This window comes from Paraburkholderia fungorum (genome assembly GCF_900099835.1).
Classification (GTDB): Bacteria; Pseudomonadota; Gammaproteobacteria; order Burkholderiales; family Burkholderiaceae; genus Paraburkholderia; species Paraburkholderia fungorum_A.
The window spans coordinates 1211947-1235923 of the sequence record NZ_FNKP01000001.1; the positions used below are offsets into that span (position 1 = coordinate 1211947).

Sequence of the window (23977 nt, forward strand, 5' to 3'; positions counted from 1 at the left end):
GTGGACTTCATTCAGCCCGCGCGAAACAAGGCGCGCTGATTGAAGCCACCAACAAAGCTCAACCCGTATTGCGCAACCCCGCCGCAATCCCGTTGATGCTCAGATGAATCCCGCGTCGCACGCGCACATTGTCATCACCTGCGCGGTGACGCTTGAGCAATTCCACCTGCAGGTGATTCAGCGGATCGAGATATGGGAAGCGATTCTTGATCGACCGCGCGAGCAGCGGGTTCTCCGCAAGTCGTTCAGCCTTGCCGGTGATCTCCGACAACACCTTCGACGTGCGCTCCCATTCCGCGACGATCCGCTCAAACACGTGCTTGCGCAGCTTCTTGTCCGACACCAGCGCCGCGTAACGCGAAGCGACGGCCAGGTCGGTTTTGGCGAGCACCATGTCCATGTTCGACAGCAGGTTCGAGAAGAACGGCCACGACTTGTGCATCTTCTTTAGCAGCGTGAGACGGCGCGCGCGTTCGGCGTCGCTCGGCGCGCTATCGAGATGCGCGGCCACCGCGCTGCCGAAACCGTACCAGCCGGTCAGCAGCAGACGGCATTGCCCCCACGAGAAACCCCACGGAATCGCGCGCAGATCTTCGATCTTGCGTTGCTTCGGGTCCTGCAGTTTGCGCGAAGCGGGCCGGCTGCCGATGTTGAGTTCGGCGATTTCCGCGATCGGCGTCGACTCGAAGAAGTACTCCTTGAAGCCCGGCGTTTCGTACACCAGCGCGCGGTAGGAGGCCATCGCCGCGTCGGACAGCTGCTGCATCGTTTCTTCGAACGCGGGCAGGTCGGACGGCGCGTTGCCGTGCGGCAGCAGCGACGCTTCGAGCGTGGCGGCCACGACCGTTTCCAGATTGCGCCGGCCGATGTCCGGGTTGCCGAACTTGCTCGCGATCACTTCGCCTTGCTCGGTCAAGCGGATCTGACCGTCGACGGTGCCCGGCGGCTGCGACAGGATCGCCTGATACGTCGGACCACCGCCACGGCCGACGGTGCCTCCGCGTCCATGGAACAGTCGCAGCGTTACGCCGCGTTCGTTGAACAGCGAGACCAGCGCGAGTTCGGCACGATACAGCTCCCAGTTCGACGTAAGGAAGCCGCCGTCCTTGTTGCTGTCCGAATAGCCGAGCATGACTTCCTGCTCGTTGCCCTGATGTTCGATCAATGCATCGACACCCGGCAGCGCGATCAGGTCGCGCATGATGTGCGGCGCGTTGCGCAAATCGGGGATCGTCTCGAACAGCGGAATCACCATCAGGCCCGCACGCGCCGGGTCGTTCGCATCGCCCAGACGGCCGTGCAGCAGACCGGTTTCCTTTTGCAGCAACATCACTTCGACCAGATCGCTGACCGTTTCCGTGTGCGAAATGATGTAGTTGCGCACCGCGCGCGCACCGAACTTCTCGCGCGTGACACGCGCTTCTTCGAGCACGCCGAGTTCGCTCTTCACGAGATCGGAATACTCCGCGTACGGCAGACGCAACGAGCGCGGCTGCGCCAGTTCCGCGAGCAGCACGTTGAGCTTGTCCTGTTCGGAAAGCGCCGCGTAGTTTTCTTCCACGCCCGCGCGCTTGAGCAGCTCCGCAATCACCGCCTCGTGGATATCCGAGCTTTGGCGCAAGTCGATGCTCGCCAGATGGAAGCCGAACACTTCGGCGGCACGCGCGAGCGGCGACAGACGCGGCGCCGCGAGCGGCGCGCCGTGATGTTCGGCAAGCGAATCGATCAGCACGTGCAGATCGCGGACGAATTCCGCCGAGTCGTCATACGGCTTGGCGCGCACCGGCGCAGCGCCGCGACCGGCGCTGCGTACCGGCACGCTGCCTTCGCCCAGACGCACGCGCGCGCTTGCCGCGAGCCGCGTGTACATGCCGATCAGCGCGCGTCGATACGGCTCGTCCGTGCGATGCGGCGACTGGTCGGGGGAGATGTCAGCGAGTTCTTTCAGCGCGTCGCTCGCGCCCGCCAGCAGGTTCGACACGGACAACTCCGCGCCGAGCTTGTGCACCTGCTCCATGTAGTGCTCGAAAATCACCGCGGCCTGGCGGGTGATCGCGTTCTCCAGCGTTTCGGCGGTGACGTTCGGATTGCCGTCGCGGTCGCCGCCAATCCAGCTACCCATCTGGAAGAACGGCGGAAGACGCGCGTCGATGCCGTGCTCCTTCAGCGCTTCTTCGATATCGGCGTACAGCGCGGGAATTTCTTCGAGGAAGGTCGCGCGGTAGTACGACAGCGCGTTCTCGATCTCATCGGCGACCGACAGACGCGAATCGCGCAGCATGCGGGTCTGCCACAGCGACGTGACGCGTGCGCGCAGCATCGCTTCGTTGTGCGCGCGTTCGCGTTCGGTCAACTGCTGGTCACGCTCGGCGAGCAGACGCGCGACGTCGTGCTCCGCGTCGAGAATGCTTTTGCGCTGCACTTCGGTCGGGTGCGCGGTGAGCACCGGCACGATCAGCGCGTCGTTGAAGAACTGCTGCAACACGGGCGTGGCCGCCGCGTTCGCTTCGACGAGCCGTTCGAGCGCATGGGCGATCGTGCCCGGTTGCGAGGTCGAACCGGCCAGCGCATGAATCCGGTGACGGCGATTGCGGTGACGGTCTTCAGCAATATTCGCCAGATGCGAGAAGTAGCTGAACGCGCGCACCACGCTGACCGTTTGCTCGGGGCTCAGCGAGCGCAGCTTCTTGTCGAGCGTCTGCGCGGCGGCGTTGTCGTCTTCACGACGGAAGCGCACGGCGGTTTGACGAATCGTTTCGACGACGTCGAACACCTCGTCGCCTTCCTGTTCGCGCAGCACGTCGCCGAGCAGGCGTCCCAGATAGCGGATGTCCTGGAACAGCGGGTGATCCTTGTCCTCGCGCGTGCGGCCATTGCCCTTCGGCGCGGCGGCGGACAAAGGCGCGGCGCTTTCCGTCGACACGGCCTGCAGCTTCGGCGCTTTCGCGGCCTTGGGCGCGGCAGCGGCGTTCGCGACGGCTTGGGTCTTCGTCGATGCGTCGGCTTTAGCCGGTTTCTGTGCTTTCACAGCCTTCTCGGCTTGCGAGGCTTTCACCGCCTTCACCGCTTTAGCGGGTTTGACGGCTTTGGCAGGCTTGGTCGTCCTGACCGGCGTGGAGGTTTTCGCGGCCTTGGGCGCTTTCGCAGCCTGGGCATTTTTACCCGTCCGTTTGACGGGTGTCGAAGCGACGTCGGCCGCCTGGGCAGCGGCGGAAGCGGAGGGCGCTGCGGCGGCGTCGGCCGCGCGAGCGTTGGGCGATGCAGTGTTGCGGCGGGCAGGGCGCGCCGATCCGGAAGACGTCACGATGGGTTTCCTCGGGGAAGCCAGGGTCTGTTAAGTGATGAACTGCTACTGCGGAACTGCACTATGAACTGCAATAGGGACTACACCAGGAACAGCATGACGCGGAAGGTGACGATGGCGTGAAGCCGGAGAGGGGTTGTCGTGCCTGCATGCAGCGCGTGCACACAGGGCGGGACGTCAAGCAGGACCAAACCGCGTGACCTGCTGCACATGCTCGCGTGCGGCGCTTTGCGTATTCACGCAACGCGCGCCGCATTGCATCATCCCGCCTGCTGGAGCCCGGTGCGCGAACGACCGTGCGTGAACAGACCGGGATGGGGCACGCGCATGCTGCGCGAGGCCCGTCTCCTCCATCGATACCGCGCCGGCACGGCGCTCCGCTGTGTCTTCGGACACAAGAGCGCGTGCTAACATTGATTGTTATTACATCCCGTCATTCGATCAGCAAGCTAATGAACACCGAGACGTTTTCTACGCCACCCCACACGCTTGTGATTGCGTCGCGAGAGAGCCGCCTGGCCATGTGGCAAGCGGAGCATGTGCGATGTGCGCTGCACAAATTATATCCATCTTGTGACGTAAAAATCCTCGGAATGACGACACGCGGCGATCAAATTCTCGATCGCACGTTGTCGAAGGTCGGCGGCAAGGGCCTGTTCGTCAAGGAACTGGAAGCCGCACTGGCCGATGGCCGCGCCGATCTCGCCGTCCATTCGCTGAAAGATGTGCCGATGGAACTGCCGCCCGGCTTCGCGTTGTCCACCATCATGGAGCGCGAAGACCCGCGCGACGCATTCGTCTCCAATGAGTACGACTCGCTGGCCGCGTTGCCGGAAGGCGCCGTGGTCGGCACGTCGAGCCTGCGCCGTGAAGCGATGCTGCGCATGCGTTATCCGCACCTCGAAGTGAAGCCGTTGCGCGGCAATCTGGATACGCGTCTGTCGAAACTCGATCGCGGTGATTACGCGGCGATCATTCTGGCGGCGGCTGGTTTGAAGCGTCTCGGTCTGGGCGAGCGCATCCGCGCGTTGATCGATCCCGAAGACAGCTTGCCCGCTGCCGGTCAGGGCGCGCTCGGCATCGAGATTCGCGCCGATCGCGCGGACCTTGCCGCATGGCTCGCGCCGTTGCATCACGAACACACGGCGGCTGCGGTCGAAGCGGAGCGGATGGTGTCGCGCTCGCTCGGCGGCAGTTGCGAAGTGCCGCTCGCCGCGTACGCGAGTTGGCATGACGGCGCGCTGCATCTGCGTGGCATCGTTGCGACGACCGATGGTCAACGCGTGTTGAGCGCGCAGGCATCGGCGCCTGCACCGACCGTCGAACGTGCGCTCGCGCTCGGCAAGGAAGTGGCGGACGCGCTCGAACAGCAAGGCGCGATGGACATCGTCCGCGCACTCAGTACTGCCAGCGGTCCCGCTGCGGCGTCCGGCGAGTGATGGCGGCCAATCCTCCAGGCAACACCGCATCCTCCGCGAGCCGCGCGGCGTTCACGGTCGTGATTACGCGACCGGCCGGTCAGTCGAGCGAACTGATCCGGCAACTGAACGCGGCCGGCGTTGCCACGCTCGACTTCCCGCTGATCGACATCGCACCCGTCGCCGACGACGCGCCATTGCGCGCCGCGCTCGCCTCGCTCGAACGCTATGCGCTGGTCGTGTTCGTCTCGCCGAATGCCGTCGATCAGGCGTTTGCCCGCAGCAACGAAATCTGGCCGCACGCGCTGCCGATCGGCGTAGTCGGTCCGGGCAGCGTGCAGGCGCTCGCGCGTCATGGCGTGGCCGCGCCCGCGCATCAGATCATCAGCCCGGCTTCCGGTTCAGAAGACGAATCGGCGAGCTTCGACTCCGAAGGCCTGTTCGCGGCCATCGACGCGTCGCTCGGCGCGGCGAGTCTCGAAGGCAAGCGCGTGCTGATCGTGCGCGGCGACGGCGGCCGCGAATGGCTCGCTGACCGTCTGCGCGAAGCGGGCGCGGAAGTCGAAGCCGTCGCGGCTTACCGGCGCCTCGTGCCGGAACCGTCGATCGGCGGCTGGGCGCGCGTCCACGAATTGCTGGCCGGCGCGCCGCACGCGTGGCTGCTGACCAGTTCCGAAGGCGTGCGCAATCTGCACGAACTCGCGCAAGACCATCTCACCGCCGACGAAATCGTCCAGTTGAAGCACGCGCCGCTGGTTGCGCCGCATCCGCGAATCGCACAGACCGCGCGGGCATTGGGTTTTGATAGGATGACGGTGTCCGGCGCAGGCGACGAGCGCATTGCCCGCGCACTGCTTGCCGCTGTTCCGCCTGCTGCTGATCCATCCGTTGCTCCGCCCGTCATTCAACCGGTATCGTCCGACCCGGCTCATTCACCGGCTTATTCACCGGCTCATTCACGCATGACTGAAACGAACGCATCCACGAACGCTTCACCCCAGCCGGCCGCAACCACTCCGTTGCCGCCGAATCAACCCTTCACTCCCTACGAAGCGCAAACGCGCCGCAGCGCGAGCGGACCGCTGCTGTGGGCTGTCGTCGTGATCCTCGCTTGCGCGGCGGGCGGCGGCGGGTTCGTGCTGAACCGCAAGCTCGAACGTGCCGAGCAGCAACTCGCGCTACGCCAGCAAGCCAACGACACGCAAACCAACGAACTGCGCATCAAGACCGATCAGGCGCTGGCCACCGTGCATCAATCGGATTCGCAGGTCGCGCAACTCGAAGGCAAGCTCGCCGATGCGCAGACCGCGCAGCAGGCGCTGCAACAGCAATACGCCGATCTCGCACGTAATCGCGACGACTGGACGCTCGCCGAAGTCGGGCAGATGTTGTCCGCTGCGAGCCAGCAGTTGCAACTCACCGGCAACACGCAACTCGCGCTGTTCGCGCTGCAAAGCGCGGACACGCGTCTCGCCGCGTCGGACAGCCCGCAGGCGGTTGCGGTGCGCAAGGCGATCGCGCAGGACATCGACAAGCTGAAGGCTGCGCCGTCCACCGATCTCACCGGTATGGCGATCAAGCTCGACAATGCGATTGCGCAGGTCGACAGCTTGCCGCTGTCGGGCGAAGCGCAGATCGCGCATGCGACGCCGCACGCGGCGACGTGGGCCGATACCGCGAAGGTGGCGGCCGCCACCGGCAAGCCGCGCTGGGAAGTGTGGTGGCATGAAGTGACGTCGGGCATCGGCGAGCAGATCACGAGCCTCGTGCAAGTGCGCCGCATCGATAACGCCGACGCGATGCTGGTCACGCCCGATCAGGGCTATTTCCTGCGCGAGAATCTGAAGCTGCGTCTGCTGTCGGCGCGTCTGGCGCTGCTGTCGCGCAACCAGGACACGCTGAAGTCCGACCTGCAGAGCGCGCAGAACTCGTTGACCCGCTACTTCGACAACTCGTCGGCGCAAACCAAGACTGTGCTCGATCTGGTCAAGCAGGTGGATGCCGGTTCGGCTGCGGTCCAGTTGCCCGATCTGAGCACGAGTTTGCAGGCGGTCAGTCAATACCGGAGCCGAGGTTAATCATGGCGATCCGGGGACTCTTATGGCTGGCGTTGCTGTTCGCGATTGCCGTCGCGCTGGCGGTGGTCGGACGCTTCGACACGGGGCAGGTGCTGCTGATCTATCCGCCGTACCGCGTCGACATTTCGTTGAATCTGTTCGTGGTCGGGCTGGTGGTGCTGTTCATCCTGCTGTATGCGCTGTTGCGCATCGTCCGCAATATCTGGCGCATGCCGCAGCGCGTGGCCGCTTACCGTGCGCGCTCGCGGGTCGCCAAGGCGCACGCGGCGCTGCGTGATGCGATCGGCAATCTGTACGCGGGGCGTTTTTCGCGCGCTGAAAAAGCCGCGAAAGATGCGCTCGCGAATGGCGACAACAACGGTGCAGCCGGTTTGATCGCGGCGACGGCCGCGCATCGTATGCATGAATATGCGCGGCGTGATGAGTGGCTGTCGCAGATCAATGAAGCCGACTGGCAGGATGCGCGTCTGATGGCCACCGCCGACATGCGCGCCGATGGCCGCGACGCGGACGGCGCACTGATTGCGCTGACCGAAATGCAATCGCAGGGCTCGCGGCGCATTCACGCGCAGCAGATCATGTTGCGCGCGCAGCAGCAATTGAAGAACTGGGGCGAAGTGCTCAAGCTCGTCAAGACGCTGGAAAAGCGCGAGGCGATTCATCCGGCGGTGGCGGTGCGGTTGCGTCAACTGGCGGCGGAAAATCTGCTGCGTGACCGTCGACATAATGCGGATGCGCTGCTGGAATTGTGGAACTCGCTGTCGGCGACCGAGCGTCATTCGCCGCGTCTGGCCGATCTCGCTGCGGAATTGCTGGTGGCGCTGAATCGACCGCAGGAAGCGCGCAAGATTGTCGAGGAAGCGCTGGCGCAGAACTGGGACGCGCGCCTGTTGCGCCGTTATCCGGATACGACTGGCGGTGATGCGTTGCCGCTGATTCAGAAGGCCGAAGGTTGGCAGAAGGATCGTCCGGAAGATGCTGATTTGCTGTTTGCGTTGGGGCGGTTGTGTCTGCATCAGCAGTTGTGGGGCAAGGCGCAATCGTTCCTTGAGCGCGCGCTGAAGCTGGCGGATAACGAGACGCTGAAGATTCGCTCGCATCGTGCGTTGGCCCGGTTGCATGAGCAGCTTGGGGATAGCGATAAGGCTAGCCAGCATTATCGTGAGAGTGCGTTGGCGATGAATGTGGTTTGAGTTTTCAGGTTTTGAGGTTGGCGAATTGCGAGTTGATTTGCTGATTCTTTGATTCGTTATTCAGTTGATGGGATGGCCGCAGCGGGTGCTGCGGCCATTTTTTTTGTGCATTTGGTTTTGCGGTTATTGGCTTTTCGTTTGCTTGCTGTTTGCTGTTTGCTGCTTGTTCTGTCGCGCTTGATGGATCGCTTAGTGCTGCGCGGTGGACGGTTGTTGCACGGGCGAGGAGGGCAGCTTGATCGCGCGTTTCGCGGACGGCTTTTTGTTGAGCGAAGCGTTCGTGTCTTCGATGGACGCTTTGGCAATCTTCGATGCGTCGGCCAGCAAGTTTGTCGCTTGATGCGCCGTGAGACGGCTGCGCGGGACGCCCTTCGCGTCGAGCGCAATCACCTGGAACAACTCGCGCTCGCATTCGAGATCCCGCTGATACTGTTCGGCCGTGTCCACCAGTAATTCGAGCAAGGTCTGACGACGTTTTCTTTCGTCGTGTGTGAACGCAGGATTTCTAACTATCGATGACGCAAGTGTGATCAACGTGTCCAGTTGACTCAACTGCCGGTCGCATAAATCGAATGCGGACAGGGCGAGTTTCTCGTATTGGATGGCGTCGACTGGCGGGCGTGAAGCGGGTTGATTCTTGACGGACCTGGACATGGTGCGATCTCCCTGTTGCTTCGATGGGGAGCCCGGACACTGGCCTTGCTTTTGTGGGAAGAAGGGGTGAGCGGGCACGAAGTAGGGTTAGCAGACCGGCGTTCCAACATCCCGGCGAGCCTTGCGGCTCCCCCACCAAGGCCCGCCCATTGAAATATAGACGTGCAGAGGTAGACGCACGACCTGCCTGGGCAGGTGTGCGGTTGGAACGTCAGGCTGCTAAACCTGGTCGCTGGGTGTTTCCCGACGACTTGGTAATTATAAGGGAATGGATCTGTCTTAAATTTAGTCGAGGGCGCTAAATGTTGGGATTGGCCGATTGGATGAGGGGGAATGGGGCGGCGAGGGAGATTGGTCGGGGCGTTGCCTATCTCTTCCGCAATTTCGCAGATGGCTTAATGCCTTTTGTGACTCGGGGCAATCCATCCGTATCGACTTGTTTAGTGCTAGGGATCGGCCAACACGGAGGACCGACGTCGACCCGTTGCGGCCGTCCGGGTTTTTTGAGCAACGTCTGCTCTGCAGCGGAAGCGGTCGTCAGCTAGTTGTGATGACAGGGCGCGCGCACGCATAGCATGATCCGTTGACGGCGCCCTCTGGCCGACTGTCCCCATATTCTGCGACAATCGGTCCATCAATGGAGGGTTTCAAGTGGCAGACAAACATCCGTACATGTCGGGCTCCGGTGGGGTCACCCAGCTTACGACCCAACTGCGACGTAGCTTTCCCGCAGTCGTTACGGCCGACACACTGAAGAAGTTGGGAATCGCGCCTAACAACGAAACGTACGTCCTGAACATCCTCAAGTTCATCGGCGTGCTCGATGCAGAGAATAAGAAGACGGCAGCAGCGACGCCCATCTTCAACCAGCACAACGACAGCGACTTCCAGGAGCAGTTCTCCAGGCTGGTGGGACAGGCATACCACGAGTTGTTCGACCTGCATGGTCCTGATGCCTGGGGGTTGCCGATCGACAAGCTCATCGCGTTCTTCCGAAATCACGACGGGACGAGTGACATCGTCGGAAAGAGGCAAGCATCCACGTTCCAAGCTTTGGCGCGCATCTCCGGCAGGGCCGTGGATGAGTCGGAGCCAGCCAAATCATCGGGTTCCGGAGCCGCGAAAGTTGTAAAGAAGGTGGCTCCTGCGAAGAAGGCCACCACTTTCACTGAGAAGACCGCAGCGCCGCCACCTGCACCGGCTGGTGCCCACTCGTCGGCCTCCGCTCCAGCACTGAACGGCGGTGCCTTCAACAACGCTAACGTAGGGCTCACGGTGCGCATAGAGATCAATTTGCCACCTGGCGGAGATCAGGACACGTACGACGCTATCTTCAAGAGCATTCGCGCAAACCTGCTGAACGGGCAATGACAACGGCATTTGAGATATTCGAGCAAATCGTTCGGCGCACCAAAGCGCCAGCGATCACTGCACCCACAGACGCGACCGAGCAACCCATGAGCCCGCTTCATCCTTTCGAACTGCGCAACGTCCATCCGGGCATGCCAGCGAAGGTTCGGAAGCTGTTCGATGATGGGCATGGCGCCGAGGCGACTTTCCATGCCTTTAAGTTCGTCGAGAAAGTTGTTCAGAAGCACAGCGGCTCCCGGGAGATCGGGCGCAAGCTAATGATGAACGTGTTCGGCAAAGCGACCCCTATGATCAAACTCAATGGGCTTGCCAACCCGAGCGAAGAGGACGAGCAAGAGGGCTATCAATTCATGTTCGCAGGTTCCGTTGCAGCGATCAGGAACCCAGGCGGACATGAGATCACCCTGAGCGACGATCCAGATGTCTGCTTAGACCATCTGGCTTTTGCTTCATTGTTGCTCCGGAGACTTGAACGAGCGGGGTACAAATGAGCGTAGGCAATGGACGCCGTGTTGATCCTGTCATGGCTCGTTGCGAACTTCCTCGCATGAAGACGCGAGACGAAGGATGTGGGTCTTCTCCTATTTCCGGAGCGATCGTTTTAAGCCGCTGCGCCGATCAAGGGCAAACAGCCTATAGCGGATACTCGGATTTTATTTTCCAATGAGGGTGCTTATCGAAACCGAGCGTTTGAAGGCGGTAGGTGAGTCGCGGTTTTAAACACGAACCGAGAGCCCAGCGGCAAATCACCGAAGGGCCGACGATGCAACTTTACTTGTTAGCCATCCTCCCTGACACACTAACCGCAAGCAACCCCCCAAGCACCATAAACGCAGCCAACGTAAACATCCCCGAATCATTAGCCTATGTAGCTTGCTTAAGCCACCCCACCGCATAAGGACTCAAAAACCCCGCCAGATTGCCAATCGAATTAATCATCGCAATCCCAGCCGCCGCGCCTGTCCCTGCCAGAATCGCCGTCGGCAGATTCCAGAACAGCGGCAGGGTAGTCAGAATGCCCATCGTCGCAAGCGTCAGCGAGGCCATCGCCAGCACGGTGTTATGCGCCCACACGACCGACAGCACCAACCCCACCGCCCCAGCAAACGCAGGCAAAGCAATATGCCAGCGCCGCTCGCACCGCCGATCCGCACTACGCGCCACCAGCACCATCGCGACAACCGCCGCCGCAAACGGAATCGCGGACAACAGTCCGATCATGAACGCATCGGTCACACCCGTCGCCTTGATGATCGTCGGCAGCCAGAAAGCTCATGCCATACAAACCCATCACGAACGAAAAGTACGTGAGACTAAACATAAGCACCCGCCCATTCGTGAGCACCTGACGAACCGGCATGTCATGCGTGGTCGATTCCTCTGCCGACACATGACGCTCGAGCATTTTCTGCTGTTCCTTCGTTAGCCACTTCGCGTTCGCGATTCGGTCATCGAGCATCGCAAACACCAGCACGCCGACGATGATCGACGGAATACCTTCGTCAGTCTCCGCAGCGGGTATTGCTTGGCCTGCTATTGCCGTTTCGTTGCTTGCAAATTCTATGTATCTATCGATCTTACGTGCCTGAAGTCAACACGGTGTTTAGGAGTTATCCGATAGGTAAAGCAGGAATGTACCCAATAGGATGCTTGAAAAACATTCAAGTAGAAAAATTGGGATAGCTATGAAAAGAAATAAAAATTTCAAAGTAGCAATAAGCCTCGCAACACAACTGCAGGCCGCATCCGTGCTTTTCACGATTGCGTTAGGAGCAAGTGCAGATACAACTTGCTTCCCACTTTACGCAAAGTCTGGCGCCACACCGGGTACGCCGAGTTGCAAGCTCACCGTTGCCAGTAATACGCCAGTTGGGTTAGGCAACTATAACTGCATCGATGACCTTGCGTTGATAGATCAATGGTGCAACACCCCTCCAACACCAATTGACGAATCTACGCCCGATGACTCCTGTCCGGTGGCGGATCCAGTGCTGCCAGCCAAAGGAGTTGTCGCGCTTTCCGAAGTCGATTTCCAAAGTGGCGGCGCATCACCCATCGTGTTCTCGCGAGTCTATCTTTCGCAGCCCTACGACAAGAATCAGACGCTGATGGGGAGCAACTGGGTTAGCAACTGGCAACGACGGATTGATCTGACTGGCGCCAATGCGAGTGTGCCGCATATCGTCGCCTATCGAGGATTCTGGCAACCTGTGACCTTCAAGTTGAGCGGGGGAGCGTGGGTTGTACCAGGAAATCCCGGTCTCACTCTCACGAAATCCGACGACGGATTCTATTACTTGAAAGACGAGCAACGTGGTACGACAGAGGGTTACTCGGACACCACGGGCATGTTCTATACCGAGACAACACGCACGGGCGAGCTTCGCGAGGCTTATTACGATGGACCGCGGTTATCGGAGATTGTCCAGCGACCGGTCGATAGCGCAACAAGCACAGCACAAAACAGATTGGTGCTCAGTTTCGCCTACGACACGAGTGGCCACATCATTGCTGTAGTGCCTCCTAGCGGGAACGCGGTACATTATTCGTACGATGCGAAAGGGAATCTTGCTTCGGTTACTCCACCCTACGGGACGCTCCGTCAATATTTCTATGAAGACGTGCGTTTTTCTAATGCACTGACAGGCGTAACGGACGAATCCGGTTCTCGAATTGCAACGTGGAATTACGATGCCAGCGGTCGCGTAGCCTCGGTCACGCATCCGGATACCACTCGCAATGCTTCGCTGAGCTATGGTTCTGGCACGACAACAGTGACAGACCTGTCTGGTACCAGTACGTATAGCTTCAGTACTTCAGATACGTTGCGCCCGATTTCGATTACCACGCCTGGCGGTGCCGTATCGCGCGCGTGGGATACAGCGGGCAATCTGAAGCAGCGAACGACGCCTGACGGCAACACGCAGTACACATGGGACAGCGCTAACCGGCCAATCAAGGCATTTGCTACGGTCGCTGGGGTGAAAACCGTCACGACAATCGAATATTCTGATGGCAGTTCCCTGCGCCCTCATTTGGTCGCTACGCCAGGCAAAGTACGCGCGTTCGTCTATGACTCAAACGGTAACGTCACGGGTTATGCAGAGCGACAAACAACTGACCTGACAGGCGAACAGGGGATGCAGGCGATCGCGACGGGCAGCCAGTTGGTCGTTGGCGCACGCTACGACGGTGCAAACCGCCTTTTGTCGGCTACGGTAACCCAGGACGGCAAGACAGTAGAAGACTGGACCTACACGTACGACGCAAGGGGCAACATTGCATTAACCCGGGATGCCGTGTCGGGTTGGCAGATGAAAACGGTGGACCGCAGCAACGAAGATCGCGCGAAAACTATCGCGAGTAGTAGTGGTCAGGCAGACATTACTTACGATCCCCGCGGTCGCGTAACGAGTTTTACCTATGATGAACCGGCCGGCATTATTAATGGCGGTCTAGCTCGCAAGTTGCAGGTGGATTACGAATATGGTCCGGACGGCGGGGTGTCAACACGCACTGGGAAGGTGTCAACGAACGGAGGATGGTGGCAAACGATTAGCGATGCCGAATTAGACGCATGGCTCACTAACTGGGAATTGGGTAATGATCCCGTTTCGCCGCAGGCTAACCTCACAGGAGTCCGATCAAGCGCTGATGCCTATGTTCCAAGCCTCTGCGTTGAGTGCTATATGGCGTGGAAAGCTAACTTGACGGGCAAACTTTATAGTGGGGAGTTAACCGAGGTGCTTCCGCAGTGGGGCGAGAAAACGGAACTGATGCTGAGCGATCAGTCGCAGGTGCCATATCCGACTCTTATGCCAGATGTGGCCGCTTCCGCAAAGCGGTCAATGCTTTACAGTTCGCTCTTCCAGGGAGGAAGCACAGCGGGCGGGATGGTAAAGTGCAGCGGTCGAGAATCTCACGAATCACGATGTTTTGACCAATACGAGACGGATCTGGATTTTTGTAGACTGGTGGCTAAACCTAGAGGCGATCGAAACTACGCGCTGTGTAAAGCCAATGCTTTTGACAGATATCAACAATGCAGGGGATATTAATGGTTAATCACCCGCCCTATACAGTGGTTCTAACGTACGCTGACGAGCCCCATCAGTTGACGATTCAAGCGGTCGATTCGGCTTTGATAGCTCCGCTCGTCTCGGGGAAAATGGCAGTGCCGTTTTTTCTCGATGAAGAAGAATTTGGCTTCGATGACGAATTGGCTCGGCAGCTAGGCGTTGCAATGCTTAATCTGATTGCGGCAGGCCGACCCGAAGTCCAAAAGCATCTGAAGCTGACGCAGCATCCAATCGAGAGGCCGTCGAAAGAGTGATTGGCCGTTGGTCGCGCTCGCCGGAAGGAACTCGGTGAGCGCGACGGTATAGCTGGATGTTTGCAGTTACGACGAACGTGTCAGGATGTACGCTAAAAAGCTCGCAACAAGTACGACTCCAGCACAATAGAAGATTGGCTTGTTGCGAAGAAAATCCAGACTGGAACGAGGCTGCCTGTTCTGGCCATCAAGGTCCCAATAGTCGATTCCTGGATCGCCCGTGATGTTAATCACAATCAAAATCGCAGACCCGATAAACAGCACAGCGACAATTATTAGCAAAGGGGTCGACATTCAGTGCGCTCAGCTAGTTTCTGATCCAATCAATAAAAACGGGAATTTCTTCCTGGTAGGCATCGTTGACGCTTTCGCCAACCATACCACCGATGTTGCTTCCGATGAGCACTACAGCCGCAGCGCAGATCGGCTCCGCAGGACCGCAAACAAACGACGCGGCCAAACTGGCAACCGTCCCCCCAATCATCCCGCCTGCAATGATGCTTCCTTGACGAGCTGCTTCGCGCACGCGGTCCTTTGCACCGACTATCTCGCCTGTTGCAAGAATTGCCGTGAATAGAATGGCTACCCTTGCCTGAACCTGCAACTTGCGAACTTTCGCAGTGACTTCAGTATTTCCACCGCCGGCCTTCGATAACGTCGTGTAATAGACCGCCGCTCGCTGTTCATCCGTCAACTGACTGAAGTTTTTACCGTAAAGCGACTGCGCGTATTTATCGAGGTAGTAGTCGAACCCTCGCGACTTGAGCTTTATCACCTCAGCCTTTGCGACGCCTACAGCGGACGTATACTTTCGGTACTCAACGAAGAGTTTGTCGCGCAGTTGGCTGCAATACTCCGCACCTTCCTTGACAGTCATGTGGCCACTTTCAACTTCTTGTCGGACCTGGTTCGAAATCGCACGGATGTGTCGAGTGTATTGTTGACGCACGCTATTGTCGCTGATGGCATTGGCAGCAAAGGTCGTTGCGATCGCTTCGTAGTCCGATATCGCGGCGTCAAGGATAGCGCTTGTAAGATCGTGCGTTTTATTCGTCTCAAACGAGCCGTTCGCAACGTTTTGATTATTCTCTTTGTCCACGGTGAGTTATCCAAGAATTGCGGCTAGCAATTTTTCTGTCACGGCGGACCCGCCGTTGCTATCGTTTTCTAACAGTACGTCGAGTGTTTTGCAGGCTGAGGCGTTAGGTCGATGGAAAACGATGCGATTCTGGGAATCCACGACGCCCTTTGCGACAGAACCATCCGAGAATTGCGCCCTGCATTTCAGACCTTCACAGCTACCGCGATCTTTGAGCTCGAAGCGGACCCAGTGTTCGCTTCCATGTCCGCTATCGATAGGCGTTGCAGATGCAGGAACCGCCCCACCGTTCGACTCAAAGCCCATGTGCATCGCGCTTTGCCCTGCCACCATGATTGGCAGCGGATAGCATTTGCACACGCACAGGTCGTCCTCGAGTGCGAGCTGTTTGCCCATCACCTCACCTGGCCAACGCTGCCCCTTCGCGGCGATTTTTCCAGTGCTCTTGCACGCAGGGCAACTCACGGCTGCACCGACAAAGGATACTTGTTTCCCATCCTGCAAAATCTGCGGTATGCCTTCGACAATAGTCCCGCCGACCGATGATTTATCGCCGATTCTAAGATAGTGACGGTTCATGGTTCGAAATATCTTATTAAAACGGAATCAATACCACCGTTGGAACCCATAGGCAATGAAACGCTCTATTTCGCGTGGAGAATATGCGAACTGGTTATTGATATCAGGCGCTTGCGTTTGAACAAATCGAAAAGATGTGGCGAGCCGATCACTTTGGACGCGGTTTTTAGAATGGCAGCCGTTGACGAGATGGTATGCGCGCCGTCGGCCAAGACGAAGTAGGCCGATTCGACCGACTGTTGACGACTAACGCGCCGTTCAAACGTGATGCTGTAATTGAGAGCGGAAGTTCTTTACGGCCGAATCTTCTTTGATGCGTTTTGGCTCAGTTCGACAGTGGTCATTCGAAAAACGAATTTGCGAGCAACAATGGACGCGGTAAGCTAGAAGACGCGCGAGACAGAGTTTCACTTAAGCTAAGAAGCTTTACGTCAAAAGGATAATTGTCTTCGATCCTGCTCGCAGTTGGGTGGAATGGATTCCTGACGAATTACGATCAATCGAGAGCTTTTTTGTGTAATAAGGAGATTTTAATTTATGGCGGAGCGAAAACGCGGAACGTCTATCTATTCCGACGCGGACATTTACAAATGGTTGGCCGATCAGAAAGAGTCTGTCCGCCTTCTCGACAAGTTTGGTCTTGAGTTTGAGCGGCGAGTTCTGACGGATGGGCGAACAACTGCGCGGATGTCTATTTCTTACGTCTCTCCGCACACAGAGGGGAAATGGCTTGGGAAGGAGCGGCGCTATAGCTGTGGGACGTTTCCGACTGATTCGATCGAAGGTGCGCATCTCCAGATTGGAAAGATGGACGCGCTACTAGCGGAGGGCATCGATCCGAATGATGAACGGGATGGCGGCCGTCCCAGAGTGGGCGACGGAATGGGCCCAGAGGGGAAGAGGGGCGGAGGCTCTGGCGAGTGATAACGTCTGGGGCGTATGACCTCTCGCTGTTGTGTAGCCGTTACGGGAATGTCTAAAAGCCGCATCCTAAGAAGGTCATGTCACGGCCGACTGCTGCCTCATGCCTTTGACGGGAATAGGTCGGCATTCGTTAAAGTCAATGTCGCAACAAGTGGTCGTTCTTTCGGCACACCAATGGAGAACTTCGGCAGAAGATTACCGCCGCTGCCCGCGACTCAACCCTCTCTTCTGTGTCTACCATTCAACTTTCTCTCGGTTTTTCGCCGCTTGCATAGCCGACATATCCGCCCAAAATTGAGGCAACTACTGTCAATGCAAACCAAGCAATGAAGAATGTGTTTTCTGCCGTACGGGAAGCATCGAACAGGCTCCCTTCTCCATGCAAAACGAAAATACCGAACAGATACAGGCCAACCCACGCAAAGGCGGTAGTCAAGACTGCTCCTACGGCGATACCTACGACGATTTTTACCAGTTTCATTTCAAGCGAAAGAGAGGAATCGTTTTTTGATCTTCGGAAATCTAATTTGCGAATTGAACTCGCATCAACGCAGAGCCTCTTCGGGGAAGTACTCGCGGAGCGCGTGCGTTAGCCCCCTCACTTATTAACCATCCGCGCCGGCACGCTAACCGCAAGCAACCCCCCAAGCACCATAAACCCCGCCAACATAAACATCCCCGAATCATTAGCAGCAGTAGCCTGCTTCAACCACCCCACCAGATAAGGACTCAAAAACCCCGCCAGATTCCCAATCGAATTAATCATCGCAATCCCAGCCGCCGCGCCCGTCCCCGCCAGAATCGCCGTCGGCAGACTCCAGAACAGCGGCAGGGTAGTCAGAATCCCCATCGTCGCGAGCGTGAGAGAGGCCATCGCCAGCACGGTGTTATGCGCCCAGACAACCGACAACACCAATCCCAAGGCACCAAAAAAAGCCGGCAAAGCAATATGCCAGCGCCGCTCGCGCCGACGATCCGCACTCCGCGCCACCAGCACCATCGCCACAACCGCCGCCGCAAACGGAATCGCCGACAACAGCCCAATCATGAACGCATCGGTCACGCCCGTCGCCTTGATAATCGTCGGCAGCCAGAAGCTCACGCCATACAAACCCATCACGAACGAAAAGTACGTGAGACTGAACATCAGCACACGCCCATTCGTGAGCACCTGCCGAACCGGCATGTCATGCTTGGCCGATTCCTCCGCCGCGACATGACGCTCGAGCATCTGCTGCTCTTCGCGGGTGAGCCACTTCGCGTTCGCAATCCGGTCATCGAGCATCGCAAACACCAGCACGCCGACGATGATCGACGGAATGCCTTCGAGCAGAAACAGCCACTGCCAGCCATGCCATCCGTTCAGCCCGTTAAAGCTCTTGAGGATATAACCGGACACCGGTCCGCCGATCACCCCCGATAACGCAATCGCCGTCATGAACCAGGTGGTCATGCGCCCGCGCCGGTGTGACGGGTACCAGTAGGTGAGGTACAGGATGATGCCGGGGAAGAAGCCCGCTTCGGCGAGACCGAGCAGGAAGCGCATCACGTAGAACATGGTCGGCGTGGTGACGAACATGGTCAGCATCGAGATGAGGCCCCACGACACCATGATCCGCGCGATCCACACGCGTGCGCCGACCTTATGCAGAATCACGTTGCTCGGAATTTCGAAGATGAAATAGCCGACGAAGAAAATGCCCGCGCCAAAGCCGTAGACCGCGTCGCTCAGACCCAGGTCGCTGGTCATCTGCAGCTTCGCGAACCCGACGTTCACGCGATCCAGATACGCGACGATGTAGCAGAGCATCAGCAACGGCGCGAGCCGCCACGTGACCTTGCGATAGGTCGCCTCTTCGAAAGAAGAAGAGGGCGCGCCCGCCTCGGGACGGTGCAGCGGATTGGCAGGACTAGCCATGGTGTCTCCTCATGCAGGATGAGTGATTTTTATGGAATGGACCGACCGCAGTCGATCGATTCTAGCCGCGCTGGGTGATTTGGATCACGAATCGAGAGTGGGGGAAAACACTGAGGTAGACGAGCGCGGCGCAAAGGGGAACTCGCTCGGGATTCTGTGTGGATGGATAGGAAGCGGTGGGTTTCGTCGTTAGCCGGTGCGGGTCCGGTACTTCTCGCCTATCCGATAGGCAGAAAAGATGCCGCTCGCTGCTCGGCAGCCCGGCCCCCGACTTGTGGCGACTAGAAGGTCGATCGTCGGAGCAACGTCCAACGACCGAAAGTAGAGTGCATGTGCGCGAGCGGGCGATCCATGCGTCGCCTGTCAATGCGCCTGGGTCGCTCCCGGTTGCGCCGCGGTCGCCTGATGAGCCATTTGCGGCAGGTCCAGCGACGACGCGCCAAACTCGCTGACACACGACTCGGCATAGCTGCTCAACTTCGCCTTTGTCCATGCGGCGCCGTTGCCAGTGAGCGTGTCGTAGTCGGGCATATCCGGCGAATAATCCGGCACCTGCTTGCACAGCCCTTCCGCGAGCACAGTTTTGGTATGCGCGTCGATGAGGCGGATCCTGGCCGCGTAGATCAGCCGATAGGTACCCCAGTGGTCGGGGAAGTAGGCGTATGCCCAGTTGACCGTGTGGCTATCCATGATCAGGTCGCTGTCGGGATACTGCGCGACGATGGCGTCGATCGCATCCGTCGTGAGCGGTTTGACGTCGCTGGTCGCCTTGACTACGACCGCGTATTTCGTCGCCATCTCTTGTGCGAGGCCATTGCCGATTGCGACTGCCGGGTCGGCGATCTGGTTGCCGTGAATGAAACTGCGGCCTTCACTGATCATGAGACCCGCGCCGATTAGGCCCAACGCGGCCTTGCCCGGCGTCATCGCGGTGAAGCCGGGGCTTTCGTAGGCATCGACGACGACCGTCTTGCCGTGCAGTGCCGCCGCGCTGTCCTGCGAAATGCTTTTTGGCTGCACTGAAACGCAGCCAGTCAATGCGGCTAAAGCGGAAATGGAAACCATACAAGCTGCGAAGCGCCCTTTCATCGAGTTTTCCTTGTTGTCAGTGTGTTGTTGTCCCCAGCGCGGGCATGGTCGAGTTAAGCACCACGCTCGATAAGTCGAACCTTCATACCGATAGTGATTACGGCATGCCATCGCTAGTCTTGAGAAATAAGCGGAATGCATTGCGATGAGAGTCGAGTAAATACAAGCGTCCGCACCAGAGAATTCAGCGCGTCCGTGTCGTCCAGCATTCCAGCAGCGGACTCAACGATCAGCAGAAAAAAACGGCGGCGAGATGCAAATCGTTGCGACGAATGGAAGCGACACCTCACGCTTTATGCCATTCCGATACGAAGCTTCCCAGGCAGAGTTAAGCGGGGATCCGGCAAAACGGGTTGGCGACTGGATGGGGATGTATAGATTTATGTTCTTCGGCTCAGATGTGTTCGGGGTGAAAATAGGCGATTGCCTTAAGGACTTGGCAGTTGGCTGACGTGCCCGTTGTTCTGGACGAATAAGGTCGCTTGATTGGCCCGATCGCTCTAGCGCGGCGCATTCCTATTGCTCGTGGCGCTCGGCCCAGGAATGGGCCGACTGCAGTCGATCCATTCAAGCTACGTTGACTGGTTTGGATCACGAATCAACAGCGAAAAAAACGACCGAAAAAAAGCAAGGGCGGCACAAAACATCACCACCCTCACACGACCTCTGTAGAGCGCTAAACGCACCGCCCCCCATCCACTTCAAGACACACACCCGTAATAAACTCCGCCTCATCCGAAGCCAGATAAAGCGCCGCATTCGCAATATCCTGCGGCGTCGAAAATCTTCCGAGCGGAATCCCCGCCAGAAACTTTTGACGATTCTGCGGCGTGTCTTCAACGCCCATGAATTCGGATAACAGCGCGGTTTCACCAATCACCGGATTCACGCAGTTCACGCGAATGCGGTCCGGCCCAAGTTCTACAGCAAGCGACTTGCTCGCGATAATCACCGCGCCCTTGCTGCCGTTGTACCAGACGAGCCCCGGCCTCGGCCGCACGCCCGCCGTCGACGCAATATTGATGAAGCTGCCGCCGCCTTGCTGGCGGAAATACGGCACGAACTCCTGCACGCTCCAGTAAATGCTTTTGACGTTCACCGCATACACGCGGTCGAACTCGGCTTCGCTCACTTCGAGTACCGGCTTGTTGCGATGCGTGGTCCCCGCATTGTTGACGACGATCTGCACGCTGCCGAAGTCGTCGAGCGCGGCCTCGCGCAGCGTGCGCCAGTCCGCCTGCTGCGCGACGTTGCCCGCCACCGCAATCGCCTTGCCGCCAGCCAGCGCAATCTCGCTCGCCACGCGCTCGGCGGCCGCGCCGTTCAGATCGTTGACCACGACGTTCGCCCCCTCGCGCGCATAGGTCTTCGCGATGCCTTCACCGAAACCCGAGCCGCCACCCGTGACGATGGCCGTTTTACCTGTCAACCGCATGATGTCTCCGTTGTTTGTTGTGGATGGTGCTGCGTTGCTTCACGTTACGTCGAACCGCGCGCGCGTTTAGCCGTGCCGGATCGCGATAGTCTTCAACACGGTGAATCCGTACAGCGCTTCAAAGCCTTTCTCACGCCCATGGCCCGAATGCTTGACGCCGCCGAACGGCAATTCGACGCCGCCGCCCGCGCCATAGTTGTTGATGAACACCTGCCCCGAGCGCAAGCGCCGCGCGAGCCGCATTTGCCGCGCACCGTCGCGCGTCCAGATGCCGGCGACCAGGCCGTACTGCGTGCCGTTGGCTAACGCGAGCGCTTCGTCTTCGTCGCGGAAGGACATCGCGGCGAGCACCGGGCCGAACACTTCGTCGCGTGCGAGACGGTGGCTCGCAGGCACGTCGCGCAATAACGTGGGCGCTTGATAGAAACCGCTTTCCGGCGCGTCGGCAATCACTTCGCCGTGAGCCGCCATGGCGATGCCGTCGTGCTGCGCGTCGGACAGAAAATCCCACACGCGTTGTTGTTGCTTGGCGTTGATCAACGGCCCGCAGTCGAGATCGGCTTTCGATGGGCCCACACGCAACGCATGAAACGCGTTGCCCAGGCGGTCGAGCAGCGGTTCGTAAATGGCCTGGTCGATCAGCACGCGACTGCCCGCCGAACAGGTCTGCCCGGCGTTCTGCACGATGGCCGAGATCAGCACGGGCAGGGCGGCGTCGAGATCGGCGTCGGCGAAGACGATTTGCGGGGATTTACCGCCCAGTTCGAGCGTGACCGGCACATGGTTCTCGGCGGCCATTTGCGTGACGAGCTTGCCGGTTTCTGGCGATCCTGTGAAGGAAATGTGGTCGATGCCGGGATGCTTCGCGAGCGCCGCGCCCGCTTCATGTCCGTAGCCGGTGACGATGTTCAGCGCGCCCGCAGGCAAGCCTGCTTCGGCGGCCAGTTCGGCGACGCGCAACACGGACAGGCACGCATCCTCTGCCGGTTTGACGACGCACGCATTGCCGGTGGCAAGCGCCGCGCCGACGCTGCGGCCGAAAATCTGCATCGGATAATTCCACGGCACGATATGGCCGGTCACACCGTGTGGCTCGCGGATGGTCAGCACCGTATAGCCGGTCTGGTAGGGCAGCGTTTCGCCGTGCAACTTGTCGGCGGCACCTGCATAGAACTCGAAATAGCGGACGAGGGCGGCGGCGTCGGCGCGTGCCTGCTTGAGCGGTTTGCCGGTGTCGCGTGCTTCGAGTTGGGCCAGTTCTTCCTGGCGGGCGGCGACCAGCATCGAGAGCCGGTAGAGGATCCGCCCGCGTTCGGCGGCGCTCGCCGCGCCCCACGGACCTTCGAACGCGCGGCGCGCGACGTGGACCGCGGTGTCGATATCGGCGGCGGTGCCGCGTGCGAGTTGCGCGAAGACCTGTCCGTCGGACGGATCGAGCACGCCGATCGTCTCGCCGCCCGAGGCGGCACACCACTCGCCGCCGATGAAGTGTCGTGCTTCTTCCATGCTTGCTCCTTGAGTGTTGCGGGTAGCGCGCAGCGGGGTTCAGCCGCGCGATGTTCACAAACCAGAGGCACAATCGAGAAAAGCCGTGCAAAAAAGCTGTCGGAAACGCTTAATGATTATCGGCCGATCCCGCGACGGATGCCATCGGCCGATTGGCTATAATGGCGTGTTCCGCAATGTCCGGCCGCCACGCTGCTGTTCGCCGCAACATCGAGTCTGGGCCCCGCCCGCTTCAGGTTTGCCCGAACGCACGCGCAGCAAGCCGTGTTCCGATTTTCATCTTCTGATCAGAGAGCGCTCATGAGCTTCAATAACGTACCCGCAGGCAAAGACCTTCCGCAAGATTTCAACGTCATCATCGAAATCCCGGCGCAAAGCGATCCGGTCAAGTACGAAGCTGACAAGGAAACGGGCCTGCTTCATGTCGACCGTTTCATCGGCACCGGCATGCGCTATCCGGCGAACTACGGTTACATTCCGCAAACGCTGTCGGGCGACGGCGACCCGGTCGACGTGCTGGTGCTCACGCCGTTCCCGCTGCTGGCAGGCTCGGTGGTTCGCGCACGCGCGCTCGGCATGCTGCAAATGACCGACGAATCGGGCGTGGACGCGAAGCTCGTCGCCGTGGCGCACGACAAGGTCTGCCCGATGACCGCCGACCTCAAGTCGATCGACGACGTCCCGGCGTACCTGAAAGACCAGATCAAGCACTTCTTCGAGCAATACAAGGCGCTGGAGAAGGGCAAGTGGGTGAAGGTCGAAGGCTGGGCAGGCATCGAAGCCGCGCACAAGGAAATCACCGAAGGCGTCGCGAACTTCAAGAAGTAAGCACGCGTGAGGTTGGCCGAATGGCCGACTAGCAAAGCGATCTAAAAAGCCGCACGATTCCGCAACGGACGTGCGGTTTTTTCATGGCGTTTTCAACGTGCTCATCTAACCTCGTTCGTGTCCAAAGCAGGCTGCCGGCATGAGGAGTGCGCGTGCATAGACGCCATGCATAAAGAAGATGAACCGAAGGCATTTTTATATTTAGGGGTTAACCCTTAATATATGCCGCACAGCCATGCGGAGTCGTG

17 protein-coding genes and 1 pseudogene are annotated in these 23977 nt (G+C 59.2%); 8 read left to right on the top strand and 10 right to left on the bottom strand.

Annotation, left to right across the window (positions count from 1 at the left end):
* Positions 1-58: 58 nt before the first annotated feature.
* On the bottom strand, positions 59-3304 hold the full coding sequence (gene ppc / locus BLS41_RS05375; RefSeq protein WP_074763355.1) for a phosphoenolpyruvate carboxylase: 3246 nt from the start codon (positions 3302-3304) through the stop codon (positions 59-61).
* A gap of 452 nt (positions 3305-3756) precedes the next feature.
* Here ppc and hemC point away from each other — a divergent pair, with 452 nt between their 5' ends.
* Genes hemC through BLS41_RS05390 form a run of 3 tightly spaced genes read left to right on the top strand, consistent with a single transcriptional unit; the run spans position 3757 to position 7993 of the window.
* On the top strand, positions 3757-4743 hold the full coding sequence (gene hemC, locus BLS41_RS05380) for a hydroxymethylbilane synthase (RefSeq protein WP_074763356.1): 987 nt from the start codon (positions 3757-3759) through the stop codon (positions 4741-4743).
* Complete coding sequence (gene hemDX, locus BLS41_RS05385; protein ID WP_074763357.1) at positions 4743-6800, top strand: fused uroporphyrinogen-III synthase HemD/membrane protein HemX; 2058 nt, start codon at positions 4743-4745, stop codon at positions 6798-6800. Before hemC ends, hemDX begins: the two co-directional genes overlap by 1 nt.
* 2 nt (positions 6801-6802) lie before the next feature.
* Positions 6803-7993 (top strand): heme biosynthesis protein HemY, encoded by a 1191-nt coding sequence (locus BLS41_RS05390; RefSeq protein WP_074763358.1) that lies wholly within the window; start codon positions 6803-6805, stop codon positions 7991-7993.
* A gap of 189 nt (positions 7994-8182) precedes the next feature.
* Here the strand turns inward: BLS41_RS05390 and BLS41_RS05395 are convergent, their stop codons facing one another.
* Complete coding sequence (locus tag BLS41_RS05395) at positions 8183-8647, bottom strand: hypothetical protein (protein ID WP_074763359.1); 465 nt, start codon at positions 8645-8647, stop codon at positions 8183-8185.
* Between the two features lie 651 nt (positions 8648-9298).
* On the opposite strand from BLS41_RS05395, the gene BLS41_RS05400 reads away from it, so the two are divergent.
* Positions 9299-10018: a DUF5343 domain-containing protein gene (locus tag BLS41_RS05400; RefSeq protein ID WP_143026220.1), complete on the top strand. Its 720-nt coding sequence runs from the start codon at positions 9299-9301 to the stop codon at positions 10016-10018.
* A gap of 86 nt (positions 10019-10104) precedes the next feature.
* Positions 10105-10509, top strand: coding sequence for a TIGR02391 family protein (locus tag BLS41_RS05405; RefSeq protein WP_216350601.1), 405 nt, complete (start codon positions 10105-10107; stop codon positions 10507-10509).
* Positions 10510-10789: 280 nt separating this feature from the next.
* Here BLS41_RS05405 and BLS41_RS05410 read toward each other — a convergent pair.
* A pseudogene (locus tag BLS41_RS05410) lies at positions 10790-11519 on the bottom strand (MFS transporter); the annotation flags it as partial.
* Positions 11520-11664: 145 nt separating this feature from the next.
* Between BLS41_RS05410 and BLS41_RS05415 the strand changes: the two are divergent.
* Both BLS41_RS05415 and BLS41_RS05420 read left to right on the top strand, forming a co-directional pair.
* On the top strand, positions 11665-14076 hold the full coding sequence (locus BLS41_RS05415; protein WP_253189623.1) for a DUF6531 domain-containing protein: 2412 nt from the start codon (positions 11665-11667) through the stop codon (positions 14074-14076).
* A 56-nt stretch (positions 14077-14132) separates the two neighbouring features.
* On the top strand, positions 14133-14351 hold the full coding sequence (locus tag BLS41_RS05420; RefSeq protein WP_253189624.1) for a hypothetical protein: 219 nt from the start codon (positions 14133-14135) through the stop codon (positions 14349-14351).
* Positions 14352-14658: 307 nt separating this feature from the next.
* Here the strand turns inward: BLS41_RS05420 and BLS41_RS05430 are convergent, their stop codons facing one another.
* The 7 genes from BLS41_RS05430 to BLS41_RS05465 form a co-directional block, all read right to left on the bottom strand.
* Positions 14659-15450, bottom strand: a complete 792-nt coding sequence (locus BLS41_RS05430; RefSeq protein ID WP_074763365.1) for a hypothetical protein — start codon at positions 15448-15450, stop codon at positions 14659-14661.
* Positions 15451-15456: 6 nt separating this feature from the next.
* Positions 15457-16029, bottom strand: coding sequence for a PAAR domain-containing protein (locus BLS41_RS05435; protein WP_074763366.1), 573 nt, complete (start codon positions 16027-16029; stop codon positions 15457-15459).
* A gap of 1165 nt (positions 16030-17194) precedes the next feature.
* Positions 17195-17389: a hypothetical protein gene (locus tag BLS41_RS38270; RefSeq protein WP_143026221.1), complete on the bottom strand. Its 195-nt coding sequence runs from the start codon at positions 17387-17389 to the stop codon at positions 17195-17197.
* Positions 17390-17551: 162 nt separating this feature from the next.
* Positions 17552-18871 carry an MFS transporter gene (locus BLS41_RS05445; RefSeq protein ID WP_074763368.1) on the bottom strand — a complete coding sequence of 440 codons (1320 nt, stop codon included), beginning with the start codon at positions 18869-18871 and terminating at the stop codon, positions 17552-17554.
* A 363-nt stretch (positions 18872-19234) separates the two neighbouring features.
* A complete protein-coding gene (locus tag BLS41_RS05450; protein ID WP_143026222.1) occupies positions 19235-20101 on the bottom strand; it encodes a hypothetical protein in 867 nt (288 codons plus the stop codon).
* Between the two features lie 535 nt (positions 20102-20636).
* On the bottom strand, positions 20637-21395 hold the full coding sequence (locus tag BLS41_RS05460; RefSeq protein ID WP_074763371.1) for an SDR family oxidoreductase: 759 nt from the start codon (positions 21393-21395) through the stop codon (positions 20637-20639).
* Positions 21396-21461: 66 nt separating this feature from the next.
* Positions 21462-22901 (bottom strand): aldehyde dehydrogenase family protein, encoded by a 1440-nt coding sequence (locus BLS41_RS05465; RefSeq protein ID WP_074763372.1) that lies wholly within the window; start codon positions 22899-22901, stop codon positions 21462-21464.
* A gap of 300 nt (positions 22902-23201) precedes the next feature.
* Between BLS41_RS05465 and ppa the strand changes: the two genes are divergently transcribed.
* On the top strand, positions 23202-23729 hold the full coding sequence (ppa, locus tag BLS41_RS05470; RefSeq protein ID WP_074763373.1) for an inorganic diphosphatase: 528 nt from the start codon (positions 23202-23204) through the stop codon (positions 23727-23729).
* The last annotated feature ends 248 nt before the right edge of the window (positions 23730-23977 follow it).